Source organism: Pedobacter ghigonis (genome assembly GCF_903166585.1).
Taxonomy (GTDB): Bacteria; Bacteroidota; Bacteroidia; order Sphingobacteriales; family Sphingobacteriaceae; genus Pedobacter; species Pedobacter ghigonis.
In genome coordinates, this window is the sequence record NZ_CAESCM010000006.1 from 206,159 (window position 1) to 222,649 (window position 16,491).

Sequence of the window (16,491 nt, forward strand, 5' to 3'; positions counted from 1 at the left end):
TAACAAAAAAGAATATGTAGTTTTTGCTATGTATTCTTTTTTGTTTACAAGCAACATCCTATATATTTTTAATGATCAGAAATTTATGAAGCATATTTTAAATGTAGCGGTTTTACTACTGGTGCTGGCCTTTTCCGGATGTTCGGAAAAAGTTGGTATAAAAGAAATTAAGGTTGGCCTGCACAACAACAATGAATTAAAAATCCAGATTGATGTAAATACCAGTGCGGACGCTGATGTCTACATAAAATACTGGCCCAATAAAATTGCCGATTCTGCTAAACAGGTAACACCATTGTCGAAAGGCAAAAGTAAGCACACGCTGGTGTTGTGCAATATTCTTCCTAAAACCAGTTATGCCTATCAGGTTATTACCGTAAATAATGGTGCCGAAACGGCGAGTAAAACTTATACCTTCGAATCGCGCGATTTACCCGAATGGTTAAAAGACCAGTTTAAGGCCAAAAGTGCTGATGATAAGTTGATCCCAAAGGAATTTAAAAATGGTTTAATCCTCATTAACAAAAGGTATTCGCCCGGAATGGCTTACCTGGTCGATTACAAAGGCAGATTGCGGTGGTACCACATGATTGATAATGTTGGCTTCAAAGTAATCAACTTTACCAAAGATAAAACCCTGCTATCTATTTTAGGCAGCAACGATGAACCCACCAGCTATGGCAGTCAGATTCTGGAAATTAACCTGAATGGTGATACCGTGTTGCACCTGAAAAAAGGACAGGGTGATTTTAAACAAACCATTCACCACGAAATTTTGAAAAATACTAAAGGTGAATTGGTCACCTTGTTTATTGATCAGAAAGTAACCGATTTAAGTCACATTGGTGGTGCAAAGCAAGATACCATAAATGGCGACGGTATTATGGTGATGGACCAGAAAGGAAAGCAGATCTGGAAATGGAGCGTGTTTGATGCACTTGATCCATTGGCTGACAAGGCCTTGTTAAAAACCAAAAAAGACTGGATGCATGCCAATAGTTTAAATTACGATACGGATGGCAATTATATCATGTCCTTTTATAACAATGGGCAGATCTGGAAAATCGATGCCAAAACAGGCAAGGTAATCTGGAAGTTTGGTAAAGGAGGGGATATTAAAATGCCTGCCGAAGCCAGTTTTTCTCAGGCGCATGCCGTGCACATCAATACCGAGGGTAATTTAATGTTTTTCGATAATGGGATAGATAAACATCAATCGGGTGTTTATACCTTTAAGTTAAATCAGCTGGCCAAAAGTGCAACTTTGGATATGCATGTAAAGCTGCCTCCGCAAATTTATAACGACCGGATGGGGAGCGCTTATATGATTACCCCTGAAAATATACTGTGTTGCAGTTCAAAAAGGCATATTATGGTGTTAACCAATAGAAAAGGTGTATTATTATGGACTTTAGAAGCTTCAGTGCCTGCTTATAGGGCAATTTTCGTAAATTCGGAACAGCTAAGCCCTGTTTTAAAACCTTAATAACAACAAAATAATTAATAAACCGATTGATTTAAGCCTATGAAAAGAACTTTACTCTTTGTTACGCTGAGTGCCATCCTGTCTTTTGCCGGATGTAAAAAAGACCGCATCAATAACCTAAACAGTATCAGCTATGGCTCTTCGTTTGGGATGTGTGTGGGGTATTGTTCCAATAATCTGCTCATCAGCGATTTGAAACTTACTTTTTCCAAATCAAAAAACGGTCAGACATCCGATACCAAAACCTGCAGCAAAACAATTTCAGAGGCAGATGTAAATGCCATCAAAAACGATCTGAATATAGAGAAAATTGCCGCCCTGCCCGAAACAATAGGCTGCCCTGATTGTGCAGATGGTGGCGCAGAGTGGATTGCCATTAATGCTGATGGTAAGCAATATAAAATTACCTACGAATACGGAAAAGCCCCCAAAGAGCTCGAAGCTGCGGTAGCCAGGTTAAAGGTGCTGAAAGATGGTTTTAAGGATTGTAATTAGTTAACTTTTAATGCTTGCGCGTTAACCGCAATGTTTTTAACGTGCGTACCCTCAAAAGTTATTCTTTTATCTAATGTGCTTACCAATTCAGAAAGCTCATAAACATTTCTATACCCATAGCCATACAGGTTAATGTAAGTCGGGATATTGAGCGCTAATGAAATGGCTGAGATCTTTTTATTAACCATGACAGGAATAACTGTTTTGCTGGCAAAATTGGCTGCATCATCTACAAAGTTGTTGTTGCAATAGATTAATATTCTCGTATCCACATTAGGTATAAGCCTGAGCAGGTTTTGTTGCGTAAAATCTGAGAAGTTAAGGTGTATCGCGCCTTTAACGTGCTTCCGTTTGTATAGGCTATCTGATCGGGTATCTAAAATAACGGTGCCTTTTTCTGCGGCCATTTTTAAAAAGGATGGCAGATCTATAAGCTTATTTTTTCGGTGGGCTTTAACTTCGGGTATTAATTTTTCGTAAGCATCAAAATCTACATTGGCCTTTCTTTTAACAGGTGGAGTAGTTTGCGCATTACACAGATACGCAATACTAAAAAGCACGATGGTAATGATTTTCGTTTTCATGTTTTGAGTGTTTAAATTAATTTCCTCCTAAAATAATTGGAGCAGTTTTTCCATTCCCCATAATAATGACTTTTGTATTTGCCGATTTCGCAATTTCTTTTTGAGCCAATATAGATTCATATTGAAGCTGCCTGTCACTCAATCCTGTTGAAAGAATACGCTGGTAATCGGCAATACCCTGGGCCTCCACTCTTTTACGTTCTGCTTCCTGGCGTTCCTTTTGAAGTACAAATGTCATCTTTTGTGCATCCTGTTCTGCATTTATTTTAGATTCGATACTCGCTTTTACCGATGCCGGCAGGGTAATGTTGCGCACTAGAAGTTGCTCCAGTTCTAAGCCCCTTTTGGCAAAACTTTTCTCGATGGTGTTAAATATTTTTGCCTGAAATTCATCCCGTTTACTGGAGTACAGTGCAACAGCATCATAAGCTACAGCATTATCTCTTATGGCAGTACGCGAAACCGGGCGAACAATCTTTTCCAGATAGTCGGTTCCAATTTCTCTTAAGATCTGCGGAGCGGCGCTTCCTTTAACCCTGAATAATACCGAGAGATCAATAATTACTTCCAGTCCATCGGCAGATAAAACGCGCAATGCATCGTCAGTTTGTTTATTGCCTTCATCATGAACACCAGACATGGTATAATTTTGGGTTTTAACATCAAAGGGAGTGATTACCGCAATTGGGTTAATTACATTCATGCCACTATACAAAACATCGTTGTCTACTTTCCCGAAAACTGTTTTAACGCCAACTTCACCGGCATCAATCACTTTAAACACCGAAAAGGATAAGCCGATAATTACCAAAACCACACCTGTAATTTTGGCGATATTGCTGTAGCGGCCAAGAGCATTGTTTTGATTAGAAACAGCAAAGCCAATAAAAATGACGATAATTCCGATGATACTTAAGAACATATAATTTAGATTTTTATTAAAGATAAAGTATTTCAAACAATTTTGTACAAATTTAAATTATGTGCATTTGCGGTATTTAACAGTAACCAAACCTGTAAAAAGAGCTAAAGAATCGCTTTCTGGAAAGTAATTTAAACAAGCAAATGAGATGCTGAAACAAGTTCAGCATGACGCCCTTGTTAGCGCGTTCTGGGGAGAAAACTGATAATTGTAAACTGCACAGCGAGCCGCAACTCCTTAATCTCCAACTGAAAACCGGCAATTGCCAACTGAAAACTTTTTACGCTAACCCCTTGATTTTTAAAAAGAATTGTTCTACTTTTGCAGTCCGTTTTATGGGCTATCTGTAAAGATGCCGGGGGAGCGGTAAATTTTTTAATAAAAAAACATAAAAAAGCACAATGCCAACCATTCAACAATTAGTTAGAAAAGGTAGAGTAGCACTGGAGTTCAAGAGTAAGTCTCCAGCGTTGGACAGCTGTCCACAGCGAAGAGGTGTATGTACACGTGTGTACACCACTACCCCTAAAAAACCAAACTCAGCAATGCGTAAAGTAGCCCGTGTTCGTTTAACGAACGGTAAAGAGGTGAATGCTTACATCCCTGGAGAAGGTCACAACTTACAGGAGCACTCAATCGTATTGATCCGTGGTGGTCGTGTTAAAGATTTACCAGGTGTACGTTACCACATCATCCGTGGTGCATTAGATACATCAGGTGTAGCTGGTCGTAACCAACGTCGTTCGAAATATGGTACTAAACGTCCAAAACCAGGACAAGTAGCTGCGGCGCCAACAAAAGGTAAAAAGAAATAATCGGGAGGAAATAAGAAATGAGAAAGTCAAAACCAAAAAAGAGAATTATTCTTCCTGATCCAAAATTCAATGATGTTCAGGTAACTCGTTTTGTAAACAATATGATGTACGATGGAAAAAAATCTATCGCTTACTCAATCTTTTACGATGCTGTTGAAATTGCTGAGAAAAAAGCAGGTGAAAACGGTTTAGAGGTATTCAAACGTGCATTAACTAACATTATGCCAGCTGTAGAGGTTAAATCTCGTCGTGTTGGTGGTGCTAACTTCCAGGTTCCAACTGAGGTTAGACCAGAGCGTAAAACAGCTTTAGGTATGAAATGGTTAATTTTATACGCTCGTCGTCGTGGTGAAAAAACCATGAAAGAGAAACTAGCTGGTGAAATCGTAGCTGCTGCTAAAGGTGAAGGTGCTGCTGTTAAGAAGAAAGAAGATACGCACAAAATGGCTGAGGCTAACAAAGCGTTCTCTCACTTCAGATTCTAATTTAGGATTAACAGACTAGTAAGATTACACAGATTTAATTAGAAGATTATACTGATTAGATAATTTGCACCGATTTGTTTCTACATAATCGGTGCAATCATTTAAAATCAGATAAATCAAAAACATAACATGGCAAGAGATTTAAAATTTACAAGAAATATTGGAATTGCGGCTCACATTGATGCTGGTAAAACTACCACAACTGAGCGTATCCTTTATTATGCTGGTGTAAGTCATAAAATTGGTGAGGTGCACGAAGGTGCTGCAACAATGGACTGGATGGCACAAGAGCAAGAGCGTGGTATTACCATTACTTCTGCTGCGACAACAGTTAACTGGAAATACAGAAACCAGAACTATCACATGAACATTATCGATACACCGGGACACGTGGATTTTACCGTAGAGGTAAACCGCTCGTTACGTGTATTAGATGGTTTAGTGTTCTTGTTTTCTGCTGTTGATGGTGTTGAGCCTCAATCAGAAACTAACTGGCGCTTAGCTAACAACTATAATGTTGCCCGTATCGGTTTCGTTAATAAAATGGACCGTTCTGGTGCTGACTTCTTAAAAGTTGTTAAGCAGGTTAAAGATATGTTAGGTAGTAATGCAGTTCCTTTGCAATTACCTATCGGTGCTGAAGATCAGTTTAAAGGTGTGGTTGATTTGATCAACAACCGTGGTATCGTTTGGAACGAGCACGATAAAGGTATGACCTTTACTGAAGTGCCAATTCCTGATGATATGATTGATGAGGTTGCTGAGTGGAGAGAGAAATTATTAGAATCAGTTGCTGATTATGATGAGTCTCTAATGGAGAAATTCTTCGATGCTCCTGAAACCATCACTGAGCGTGAAGTTTTAGATGCTTTACGTGCAGCTGTTTTAGATGCTAAAATTGTTCCTATGGTTTGTGGTTCATCTTTCAAAAACAAAGGTGTTCAAACCATGTTGGATTATGTAATGGAGTTATTGCCTTCACCTCTTGATTCAGAAGGTGTTGTAGGTACTAACCCAGATACTAACGAAGAAGTTTTATTGAAACCAAGTATTGATGAGCCATTTGCAGCTTTAGCATTTAAAATTGCAACTGACCCATTTGTAGGCCGTTTATGCTTTATCCGTGTTTATTCAGGTAACTTAGAAGCTGGTTCTTACATTTACAATACCCGTTCAGAAAGTAAAGAGCGTATTTCACGTATCTTCCAAATGCACGCAAACAAGCAAAACCCTGTGCCTAATGTGGCTGCCGGTGATATTGCTGCTGTAGTTGGATTTAAAGATATCAAAACTGGTGATACCCTTTGTGATGAGAAACACCCAATCGTTCTTGAGTCGATGGTATTCCCTGATCCGGTTATCGGTTTAGCTATTGAGCCTAAAACTCAGGCTGACGTTGATAAATTAGGTATGGGCTTATCTAAACTGGCTGAAGAAGATCCTACATTCAGAGTACAAACAGATCAGGAAACTGGTCAGACTGTAATTTCTGGTATGGGTGAGCTTCACTTAGATATCTTAATTGACCGTTTAAAACGTGAGTTTAAAGTAGAGGTTAACCAAGGTGCGCCACAAGTAGCATACAAAGAGGCAATCTTTGGTACTGCAGAACACCGCGAAGTTTACAAAAAACAATCAGGTGGTCGTGGTAAATTTGCCGATATCAAAGTTGTGATCTCTCCAATTGATGCAGATTTTGAAAAAGGCGGATTACAGTTCGTAAACGAAATTGTAGGTGGTTCAATTCCTCGTGAATTTATCCCTTCAGTTGAGAAAGGATTTGCTTCTGCAATGGCGAACGGTGTATTAGCTGGTTACCCGCTTCCTGATATGAAAGTACGTTTGATTGATGGTTCATTCCACGCAGTCGATTCAGATGCTTTATCATTCGAGCTTGCTGCCCGTATGGCATACCGTGAGGCTTTACCTAAATGTAAACCTTCGTTGATGGAACCAATCATGAAAATCGAAATCTTAACCCCTGAAGAAAACATGGGTGATGTTATCGGTGATATGAACCGTCGTCGTGGTCAGTTACAAGGTATGGATACCCGTAACGGTGCACAGGTTATCAAAGCATTGGTACCACTTTCAGAAATGTTCGGTTATGTAACTCAGTTACGTACCATCACTTCAGGCCGTGCAACTTCTACAATGGAATTCGATCACTACGAGCCAGCGCCTAAAAACGTACAGGACGAAGTTGTAGCGAAATCTAAAGGAAGAGTAAAATCTGAAGACTAATTAGACAAGTATTTATGTATCAAGTATCAAGACGGATTTATCAGTCTTGATACCCGATACCTAATTTCTTGATACTACAAAAGATAAATCCGGTTTCTGTTGTTAATAGCTCTAACAGGAAACCATAATTAAAAACAAGATGAGCCAAAGAATCAGAATTAAATTAAAATCTTACGATTACAACTTGGTAGATAAATCTGCTGAGAAAATCGTAAAAACTGTTAAGCCTACGGGTGCAGTTGTAAGTGGTCCGATTCCACTTCCTACTGAGAAAAAAATCTTTACTGTATTACGTTCTCCACACGTAAACAAAAAAGCTAGAGAGCAATTCCAATTATGCGCTTACAAACGTTTATTGGATATTTATAGCTCTAACTCCAAAACAGTTGATGCTTTAATGAAACTTGAATTACCTAGCGGTGTTGAAGTTGAAATCAAAGTTTAATTGATTTTAAAAGAAATGAAAAAGTCCTGGTGTAAGCCAGGACTTTTTTTGTGCCCGCATTTTAGAACAAAAGCTGTATTTCGTTGGTTTTACTTGTATGAGAAAGCATGCAAAAACAGAAAACGATCCATCGGTTATTGGACAGGATTTTGCCAATCCGGATAAAGCAGTAAATGAGAAGAAGCCATCGCATGGCGAAGTGGCTAATCAAAAAAATGGTGATTTTTCTGAGCTCGAAAAAAGCAGGATGGAAAACCCGCCTCAGCATAGAGAAAGAAACGGATCTGATAAAAATGATGTAGATAGTACTACCCAAAACAACCAGAGTAAAGGTGTGAGGTAGTGAATGGCCTGTTAATGGGCTGATATAACATTTGTACTATGCAGAATTAAAAAGGGAATATCCGTAAAGAATAATCCCTTTTAAATTTTTAATGCTTTTCCGGTAGATGGAAGTTAAGTAGAATTCCACGACTGAAATGCGTTAATCAAGTAGCAAAATGCCCTTAAATTTTAGTTGTTAATGATCTTTTTAGTTAATCTTTGTCGCGAATCCTACAGCGCTGCAAATTTCACAAACATCTGATCAATTTACAAGTTATACAGGATAAATATCTTGATATATATCAATTTTTTGTGTCTGTAAAATCTCAAATCCTGTCAGTATAGATCGCTGGTTTGCCTGTAGTCATGCCTTACTCTTTCACCAAAATTACTGGCTTCGTTCAGATATTGATTGGCTTTCGTTCTAATATCATCTGCCAGCGATTTGCCATCAGCAACCCTTTTCTTAGTCAGATATTTTAACCCGAATACAGCTGCTGTACCCAGTATGGCATATTTTAATAATCCCATGGCTTTATTTTTTATATTCCGGTATCGAGCGCATGATCCTCATCGGCCTCATTAATACCCGGTTTAGTTTTAAAATCTTCAGACGAACTTCCGGTATGGCTTTCGGCACTTTTTATAGTGGGGTGTTTATCCGGGCTGTTGTAGGCATCGTCGCTCAATGAATCGGCACCCTGCGTACCCGTATTGTCGAACCCATCCCTGGGCATCGTTTTATCCAGGTGCATGGTTTCCGCATTATACTTAGCTATGGTTTCTTTACCAAAGCTGGTTACTTCATTACCCTCATTGCCGGCTTCGTAAGCTTTCTGCACTTCCGATTTTTCTTCACTATTGCCTTCCTTACCAATATAACCTTCCAAATGCTCTGCTTTATTATAGATGCTCGTTTTCATAATCCTGCCTTTGAATATTTATATATAGAACGTTTCATGAATTAAAAGGTTTGATTTTTGTTGGCGTTTTCCTGACATAACTTTTAGCATTTAATGCATTAAATATTTGATATTTAACGCACATATTAATTGTGGTCTACAAATCTTAAACATTCTATATGGCAAATGCCGAACAAAGCAGAATCGACGCACAGTACCAAAACCGTGCAAACTGGTTCAAATGGGGACCATATGTGTCAGAAAGGCAATGGGGAACCATACGCGAAGATTACAGTAATAATGGCGATGCCTGGAGCTATACCACGCACGATAGTGCCAGAAGTAAGGCATTTAGATGGGGAGAAGAGGGACTGGCAGGTTTTAGCGACGATCAGCAATTGTTATGTTTGGGGCTTGCGCTTTGGAACGGTAAGGATGCCATTTTAAAAGAACGTCTTTTCGGCTTAAACAATGGAGAAGGTAACCACGGAGAAGATGTAAAGGAAATTTACTACTATCTGGATAATACACCAGCGCATACCTACATGCAAATGTTGTATAAATACCCACAATCAGCTTTTCCATACACGCAACTGTTAACAGAAAATGTCAGACGCACTAGACAGGAACCTGAATTTGAGCTAATAGATACCGGAATTTTTGATCAGGATAAATATTTTGATGTGTTTATCACTTACGCCAAAAATGAAGAAGACGATATTTTGGTGCATTATACAGTTTATAATCGCGGTAATGAAGATGCAGAAATTCATTTGTTACCTCAGTTGTGGTACCGCAACAATTGGAGCTGGGAGGGGAGTGTAGCCAAACCTGCGATAAATTACCTTGGCGAAAACGAGTTACTTTTCCATTCGGAAAAGCAAGGTAAAATGTACGCCTATGCTGATGGCGATCCCGATTTTTTATTTACGAATAACGAAAGTAACAACGAGCGCTTGTATCAATCGGCCAATGTTTCGCCTTATGTAAAGGATGGGATTAATAATTACCTTGTTAACGGACAGAAAAATCAGGTAAACCCGGCTAAGAGCGGAACCAAGGTAGCAGTGCATTACCATAAACTTGTACCCGCAAAACAAAGCCTGAGTTTTAAGCTCAGGCTGTCTGCAAAACCAATTGAAAAACCTTTCGAAAATTTTGACGCGATTTTTGAATTGCGGAAAAAGGAAGCAGATGAGTTTTATGCCAGTAAATACAAGGCCAATATCAGTGAGGAGGAGCAACAACTGCAACGCCAGGCCTGGGCGGGCTTACTTTGGAACAAACAATACTATAACTATGATGTAAATGTTTGGCAAAAGGGCGATGCTGGTTTACCTAAACCAGCTGCAAAGCGGTCTTGCGGACGTAACTTTCACTGGAGCCATTTCATGGCAGCCGATATTATTCTGATGCCTGATAAGTGGGAGTATCCCTGGTTTGCTGCCTGGGACCTTGCCTTTCATTGCATTGCACTGGCACCAATCGATCCTGATTTTGCCAAACAGCAATTGAGCTTGTTGGTGAGCAACAACTATATCCATCCCAACGGGCAGTTACCAGCTTACGAGTGGGATTTTACCGATACCAATCCGCCGGTACATGCCATGGCTACATATAAGGTCTATCTTACCGATAAAAAAAATAAAGGAAAGGGCGATCTGAAATTCCTGGAAGAAGTTTTTCAGAAGCTGTTGCTCAATTTTACCTGGTGGGTAAACCAAAAGGATAGTGAGGGCAATAATATTTTTGAAGGCGGTTTTCTTGGTTTAGATAACATAGGGGTATTTAACCGGAGCGAGCCGGTGCCTGGCGGCGGCTTTTTAGAGCAGGCCGATGGTACCAGCTGGATGGCTATGTATGCTTTAAATATGCTGCAGATCAGTATTGAACTGGCGCTGCACAATCCGGTTTACGAAGATATGGCCATTAAGTTTTCAGAACACTTTTTGTTTATTGCAGGCTCTATTGATAACATGGGCGAGTACCATACCGGTTTATGGGATGATCAGGACGGCTTTTATTACGATTTACTCCGCAAACCCGATGGCGGTTGGGATAGGCTAAGGCTGAGAACCCTGGTAGGTTTGATTCCGATGTTTGCTGTCATTGTTTTTAGCGATCAGGATTGGAAAGATTTACCCAAACTTAAAAACCGGTTAGCGTCTTTTATGCTCCAGCGACCCGATTTGGTACAACTTGTTAGCCATTGGGAAGATAAAAGCGGTAACGATAAGCATTTATTTTCGCTGTTGCGCGGCCACCGCATGAAAATGTTATTGCGCCGTATGCTCGATACTTCCGAGTTCCTCTCAGAGTTCGGCGTCCGTTCTATTTCGAAGAAATATGAAACCGAATCCTACAGTTATTGGTTAAACGGTAACGATTATTCGGTTAAATATATTCCGGCAGAAAGCGATACCGGTATGTTTGGCGGAAACAGCAACTGGAGAGGCCCCATTTGGTTTCCCATCAATTACCTGTTGATTGATGCACTGAAGCATTTTCACGAATATTACACCGACGATTTTAGGGTAGAATATCCAACAGGTTCCAATACCTATTATTCGCTCGCCGAAATAGCAGATTTATTGGGTAAACGTTTAAAAAATATCTTCTTAAAAAACGAAAAGGGAGAAAGAGCTGTTTATGGAGGGTGCGCAAAGTTAAACCACGATGAACACTTTAGGGATTATGTTTTGTTTTACGAATATTTTAACGGCGATAACGGAAAAGGTTTAGGAGCAAGTCATCAAAGCGGTTGGACAGCCTTAGTGGCACTTTTATAACCAGTTAATGATCAGAAATGGAAAGATTTAAGGATAAAGTAGCTTTAGTTACAGGTAGTAGCCAGGGGATTGGTGCAGCATGTGCTTTGCGTTTAGCAGCCGAAGGTGCCGATATTATTTTAAACGGCAGGAAGCTGGATGAACGCGGCGAAAAATTGATTGCCGAAATTAAAGCCCTGGGCAGACGTGCTGTTTTTTTAGCAGCAGATATTAGCCAGGTAGAAAGTGTAACCGGTTTAGTCGCCAATGCCATAAAAGCATACGGCAAATTAGATATTTTGGTAAACAATGCAGGTGTTGAAAAGAACCATAACTTTTGGGAGGTAACAGAGGCCGATTTTGATCTGGTAATGGATACCAATTTAAAAGGACTGTTTTTTGGCACCCAAGCTTTCGTTAAACACTGTATAGCCAACAAGATTGCTGGAGTAGTTGTAAATATGAGTTCGGTGCACGAAGAAATCGTTTTTCCGCATTTTGCACCTTATTGTGCCAGTAAAGGTGCCTTAAAAATGTTAACCCGTAACCTGGCAACAGAGCTGGCTCCTTTCAATATCAGGGTCAATAATGTGGCACCGGGCGCTATCGCTACGCCCATCAATAAATCGCTTTTAAACGATAAAGAGAAGTTAGCAAAGTTACTGGACAATATTCCGATGAAAAAACTGGGTACGCCCGAAGATGTAGCAGGTATTGTGGCTTTTCTGGCTTCTGATGATGCCCGTTATGTTACAGGCTCAACTTATTTTGTTGATGGCGGATTAACTTATCATTACGAAGAACAGTAGGGGAGGTTCTGCTGCGAATATATAGTGGTTTAGAAAGTTTTCCCTCCAGGTTTTATTAAATCACGCTAATCCTTAACTTCGCCCAAAATTAACTGAGCAATGGAGTGGAAATATTTACTTTCGAATAAAAGGTTTGGACAAGAACAATACGGTGCCAGCACCGATCGGGCCCGTTCAGATTTTCAGCGCGATTACGACCGCCTGATTTTTTCATCTCCTTTTAGAAGATTGCAGAATAAAACTCAGGTTTTTCCATTGCCTGGGAGTGTTTTTGTGCACAACCGCCTAACCCATAGTTTAGAAGTGGCAAGTGTTGCCCGCTCCATGGCCAATATCTTCCTTAAAAGTGTTGAGGAACATAATCCTGCCCTGATTAAAGAAGTTCCTTTAATTAACGAAGTAGGCAATATTGTAGCCGCGGCCGCATTGGCCCACGATTTAGGTAATCCTGCTTTTGGCCACTCGGGCGAAGCTGCAATTTCGCGCTATTTTACCGATGGTGATGGTAAGGTTTACCAGAAAGAAATGAGCGAAGCACAATGGCACGATTTAATTAATTTTGAAGGAAATGCCAATGCGATCCGCATTCTTACCCATCCTTTAAAAGGTAAAGGGAACGATGCTTATGCATTAACCTATTCTACATTGGCCTCTATAGCCAAATATCCGTGTGCCTCTATCGCGGGTAAGCAGAAAGGATTGTTGCACCGTAAAAAATATGGTTTCTTCCAGTCAGAGGAAGATAGTTTTAAAAAGATTGCTGCCGAGCTTAAGCTGGAGCAGGAACAAAGCGAATACCTCATTTACAAACGCCATCCGCTGGTTTATCTGGTAGAAGCAGCCGACGATATTTGTTACAGTATTATCGATCTGGAAGATGCACACCGTTTAAAAATCCTTTCGTACGAGGAGGTAAAAAATTACCTGCTGCCTTTTGCAAATTCTAAAACCATTGAAGACCGGTTAAAACATGATTATGAAGATGATGATGCCAAAATTGGTTTGCTAAGGGCAAAAGCCATTAATACATTGACCAATTTATGCGCAGGTATCTTTTTTAATGAGCAGGAAAGGCTATTGCGTGGCGAACTGAACCAGAGTTTAACCGATATGATCCCTGAACCCTATTTGTCGGCGTGGAAGGCTGTTGAGCAGGTTTCAATAGAACGGATTTATAATTTCTCGTCAGTAATACAAAAAGAAGTGGCCGGTTATAAAATCATGGCGGGTTTATTAGAAGAGTTCGTTCCGGCACTGATCCACAACAATACACATTATTATAGAAAACTGGTAAAGCTTATCCCCAAGCAGTACCATACCGATTTAACCGATATTTATTCTATTATTCAAAGTGTGCTCGATTTCGTTTCAGGAATGACAGATTTGTACGCGGTTGATTTGTATCGTAATATTAAAGGTATATCCTTCCCTTCAGAAACTTAATAGTTGACATAACGTTTATAGCCAGTAAAATATAGCTCGAAAGCTGTATTTGAGGTGTTTTTTCTTCTGTTTTCAAAGTAAAAATATCCCAAAAATAGGGTGTTGGTGTAAAAATACAAAATAAGATATTGATTATCGTGTTGATTGTCAGTATTTTGTGTGTAGTGTTGTCTAGAAGAATAGTCTTTTGTGTAAAGTAGACATAACCGGATATACTAATTAGTAGATTTGAACGTAAGGCTCTTATTTTTTGTTTGAGGCCTTGCAATTTAGATCTCATCCCGGTTCATGAAAAAACTTTTACTCATCGCATTGCTGAGCTTCGGCCTGGCACTGGCTGTTAAGGCGCAGGCGCCACAGCAATTTAACTATCAGGGAGCAGCAAGAAATGCTAACGGTACACCACTGGCAAACAAGAGCATATCGCTGCGAATCAGTATACTGGATGGATCATCAACCGGAACTGCGCAGTACAGCGAAGTCAGAAATGTGGTAACCAATGCTTACGGGCTTTATGCGGTAGCCATTGGCTCGAGCGGAGCAACTTCTGTAAGCGGTACCCTGGCCGGGGTAACCTGGGCTAGCGGATTAAAAATTGTAAAAGTAGAAATCGATCCCGATAATGGAACCAACTTTAGTTTAGCAGGAACAGCCCAGTTATTGAGTGTTCCATATGCTTTATATGCAGCTAATGGCCCTGCCGGACCAAAAGGCGATACGGGGGCAACAGGCCCTGCGGGTGCACAAGGTGTAGCTGGAGTTGCCGGACCTCAGGGGCCCGCCGGTGTTGCAGGGGCAACAGGAGCTCAAGGCCCGATTGGCTTAACAGGTGCCACCGGTGCACAGGGGGCAACAGGTGCTAAAGGAGATCCCGGAGCTACAGGCCCAGCTGGAATTCAAGGCATACAAGGCGTAAAAGGAGATAAGGGCGATAAAGGAGATATCGGTCCGGTAGGGCCGGTTGGACCTTCAACCGGGGTTGCAGGAGGTGATTTAACAGGTAATTATCCCAATCCAACCCTGGCAAACATTCAGGGTAAAACATTAAGTGCCAACGCGCCAGCCAATAACCAGGTTTTACTCTTCGATGGAACTGCCTGGAAACCGGTTACTTTAGATGTTGCCCAACTGGCCGGAGCCAAAGGTTTAACCTCTACCGATTTGGCTGTTAGTGCCAACGGTGCTTCAGCCTTGCTCAAAGATGTGGTTATTGATATTAATGCAGGTGCAGTAACAATGGTTAAACTGGCCGATGCTGCCGTTACCACATTAAAAATAGCCGATGGAGCCATAAGCACGCCCAAGCTGGCTGATGCAGCAGTTACTTCAGTAAAAATTGGCAATAAAGAAGTAAAGAATATCAATATTGGCGATGCAGCAGTAAATACCCTGCAACTGGCCGATGGTGCGGTTACTACTCCAAAACTAGCCGATGCGGCAGTTACTTCAGTAAAAATCGGAAATAAAGAAGTTAAAAATATCAATATTGACGATGCAGCAGTGAATACCCTGCAACTGGCAGATGGTTCAGTTACTACGCCAAAACTAGCCGATGCGGCAGTTACTTCAGTGAAAATTGGAAACAAAGAAGTTAAAAATATCAATGTAGATGATGCAGCAGTGAATACCCTGCAGCTGGCAGATGGGTCGGTAACCACACCAAAACTGGCCGATGCATCAGTAACTGTTGAAAAACTAACTACTGCTGGTGTTGCCGATGCCAACAAAGTATACATTACCAATGCCACTACGGGTAAGCCCGAACTAATTAGCCGTACCTTATTTGCCAATGCCAATGCATGGGCATTAAAGGGGAACACCGGGAATGTTGATCAAACCAATAATTTTTTAGGCAATACCGATGATGTGGCAGTTAATTTTTTGGTAAATGGACAAAAATCTGGTCGTTTGGGCAATTCGGCAGAAACCAATGTTTCTTACGGTTATAAAACCATAGCCAGCAATGTTTCGGGCTTTTACAACAGCGCATTTGGTAGAGAGGCGCTTTCGGTAAACATTTCCGGTTACGAAAATAGTGCCTTTGGCTATCTGGTGTTGCAAAGGAGTTTCAGCGGTATCAACAACAGTGGCTTTGGTTCGCAGGCTTTAAGTGTAAGTACAGTAGGTTCGAACAACAGTGCATTTGGTACCCACACCTTAATGGCTAATGGTAGCGGGATTAACAATACGGCTATCGGTAGCCTGGCTTTAGAGGCCAGCAATGGTGATAACAATACCGCCCTGGGTTATGCCGCCGGATCAAAAAACAATGGTTCGGGAAATATTTTTATTGGTAGTAATGCAGGTAGTACCAGTACCAGCGCAAATAACACCTTAGCTATTGCCAATACCAATACAACCTATCCGTTAATTGCGGGGAGCATGACTACCGATGGCGGAACTTTAACCCTCAATGGCAGTAATGCAGCTACATCAACCACCTATGCTCCTGCAAGTGCCAGCACGCTAAACGTAAATGGCTCGGTTTCGGCGGGTATTTTAACCTATACCACAGGCGGAACGTTATCGCTTGATGCCAGTCATTATACCGTAAGGTTAAAAAATGCCGGACTTCCGGTTACTTTAAATTTGCCCGGGCCTGCAACTTGTAAGGGCAGGATTTATGTTATCGTAAAAGCCTTGTCAACAGGTAATGTTACCTTAAACAATGCCATTACCATGAACGACGATACCACCATTACCACCATTAGCGGTGCAAAAGCATTTACCATCCAAAGCGATGGCTCGGCCTGGATCTCTTTAAATTAA

General features: G+C 40.7%; 15 protein-coding genes. 11 read left to right on the forward strand and 4 right to left on the reverse strand.

The annotated features are described in order from the left end of the window. The first annotated feature begins 85 nt into the window (after positions 1-85). Both HWV58_RS11110 and HWV58_RS11115 read left to right on the forward strand, forming a co-directional pair. The gene (locus HWV58_RS11110; RefSeq protein ID WP_175634174.1) at positions 86-1,486 is read left to right on the forward strand and encodes an aryl-sulfate sulfotransferase; all 1,401 of its coding nucleotides are present in this window, start codon (positions 86-88) and stop codon (positions 1,484-1,486) included. 39 nt (positions 1,487-1,525) lie between these two features. Next, positions 1,526-1,981 (forward strand): hypothetical protein, encoded by a 456-nt coding sequence (locus tag HWV58_RS11115; protein WP_175634175.1) that lies wholly within the window; start codon positions 1,526-1,528, stop codon positions 1,979-1,981. Here the strand turns inward: HWV58_RS11115 and HWV58_RS11120 are convergent. Together HWV58_RS11120 and HWV58_RS11125 are read right to left on the reverse strand one after the other, a co-directional pair. Continuing rightward, on the reverse strand, positions 1,978-2,565 hold the full coding sequence (locus HWV58_RS11120) for a rhodanese-like domain-containing protein (protein WP_175634176.1): 588 nt from the start codon (positions 2,563-2,565) through the stop codon (positions 1,978-1,980). The genes HWV58_RS11115 and HWV58_RS11120 overlap by 4 nt on opposite strands. A gap of 16 nt (positions 2,566-2,581) precedes the next feature. Continuing rightward, positions 2,582-3,487: a prohibitin family protein gene (locus HWV58_RS11125; RefSeq protein WP_175634177.1), complete on the reverse strand. Its 906-nt coding sequence runs from the start codon at positions 3,485-3,487 to the stop codon at positions 2,582-2,584. A gap of 401 nt (positions 3,488-3,888) precedes the next feature. Between HWV58_RS11125 and rpsL the strand changes: the two genes are divergently transcribed. From rpsL to HWV58_RS11150, 5 genes are all read left to right on the forward strand, one after another. Continuing rightward, positions 3,889-4,302: a 30S ribosomal protein S12 gene (rpsL, locus tag HWV58_RS11130; protein ID WP_008244597.1), complete on the forward strand. Its 414-nt coding sequence runs from the start codon at positions 3,889-3,891 to the stop codon at positions 4,300-4,302. Positions 4,303-4,319: 17 nt separating this feature from the next. After that, positions 4,320-4,787, forward strand: a complete 468-nt coding sequence (gene rpsG, locus HWV58_RS11135) for a 30S ribosomal protein S7 (protein WP_025145241.1) — start codon at positions 4,320-4,322, stop codon at positions 4,785-4,787. A gap of 129 nt (positions 4,788-4,916) precedes the next feature. Further along, positions 4,917-7,031 (forward strand): elongation factor G, encoded by a 2,115-nt coding sequence (gene fusA / locus HWV58_RS11140; RefSeq protein ID WP_175634178.1) that lies wholly within the window; start codon positions 4,917-4,919, stop codon positions 7,029-7,031. A 139-nt stretch (positions 7,032-7,170) separates the two neighbouring features. Beyond that, positions 7,171-7,476 carry a 30S ribosomal protein S10 gene (rpsJ, locus tag HWV58_RS11145; RefSeq protein ID WP_008244591.1) on the forward strand — a complete coding sequence of 102 codons (306 nt, stop codon included), beginning with the start codon at positions 7,171-7,173 and terminating at the stop codon, positions 7,474-7,476. A gap of 97 nt (positions 7,477-7,573) precedes the next feature. Beyond that, positions 7,574-7,819, forward strand: coding sequence for a hypothetical protein (locus HWV58_RS11150; protein WP_175634179.1), 246 nt, complete (start codon positions 7,574-7,576; stop codon positions 7,817-7,819). A 317-nt stretch (positions 7,820-8,136) separates the two neighbouring features. Here the strand turns inward: HWV58_RS11150 and HWV58_RS11155 are convergent, their stop codons facing one another. Together HWV58_RS11155 and HWV58_RS11160 are read right to left on the reverse strand one after the other, a co-directional pair. Further along, complete coding sequence (locus tag HWV58_RS11155) at positions 8,137-8,331, reverse strand: YtxH domain-containing protein (protein ID WP_175634180.1); 195 nt, start codon at positions 8,329-8,331, stop codon at positions 8,137-8,139. An 11-nt stretch (positions 8,332-8,342) separates the two neighbouring features. After that, on the reverse strand, positions 8,343-8,723 hold the full coding sequence (locus tag HWV58_RS11160) for a hypothetical protein (RefSeq protein ID WP_175634181.1): 381 nt from the start codon (positions 8,721-8,723) through the stop codon (positions 8,343-8,345). A 158-nt stretch (positions 8,724-8,881) separates the two neighbouring features. Here HWV58_RS11160 and HWV58_RS11165 point away from each other — a divergent pair, with 158 nt between their 5' ends. From HWV58_RS11165 to HWV58_RS24500, 4 genes are all read left to right on the forward strand, one after another. Further along, positions 8,882-11,491, forward strand: coding sequence for an MGH1-like glycoside hydrolase domain-containing protein (locus HWV58_RS11165; protein WP_175634182.1), 2,610 nt, complete (start codon positions 8,882-8,884; stop codon positions 11,489-11,491). Between the two features lie 17 nt (positions 11,492-11,508). Next, entirely contained in the window at positions 11,509-12,279 is a 771-nt protein-coding gene (locus tag HWV58_RS11170) for an SDR family NAD(P)-dependent oxidoreductase (protein WP_175634183.1), read from the forward strand. A gap of 99 nt (positions 12,280-12,378) precedes the next feature. Continuing rightward, complete coding sequence (dgt, locus tag HWV58_RS11175; protein WP_175634184.1) at positions 12,379-13,722, forward strand: dGTP triphosphohydrolase; 1,344 nt, start codon at positions 12,379-12,381, stop codon at positions 13,720-13,722. Between the two features lie 288 nt (positions 13,723-14,010). Then, positions 14,011-16,491 carry a collagen-like domain-containing protein gene (locus tag HWV58_RS24500; RefSeq protein ID WP_175634185.1) on the forward strand — a complete coding sequence of 827 codons (2,481 nt, stop codon included), beginning with the start codon at positions 14,011-14,013 and terminating at the stop codon, positions 16,489-16,491.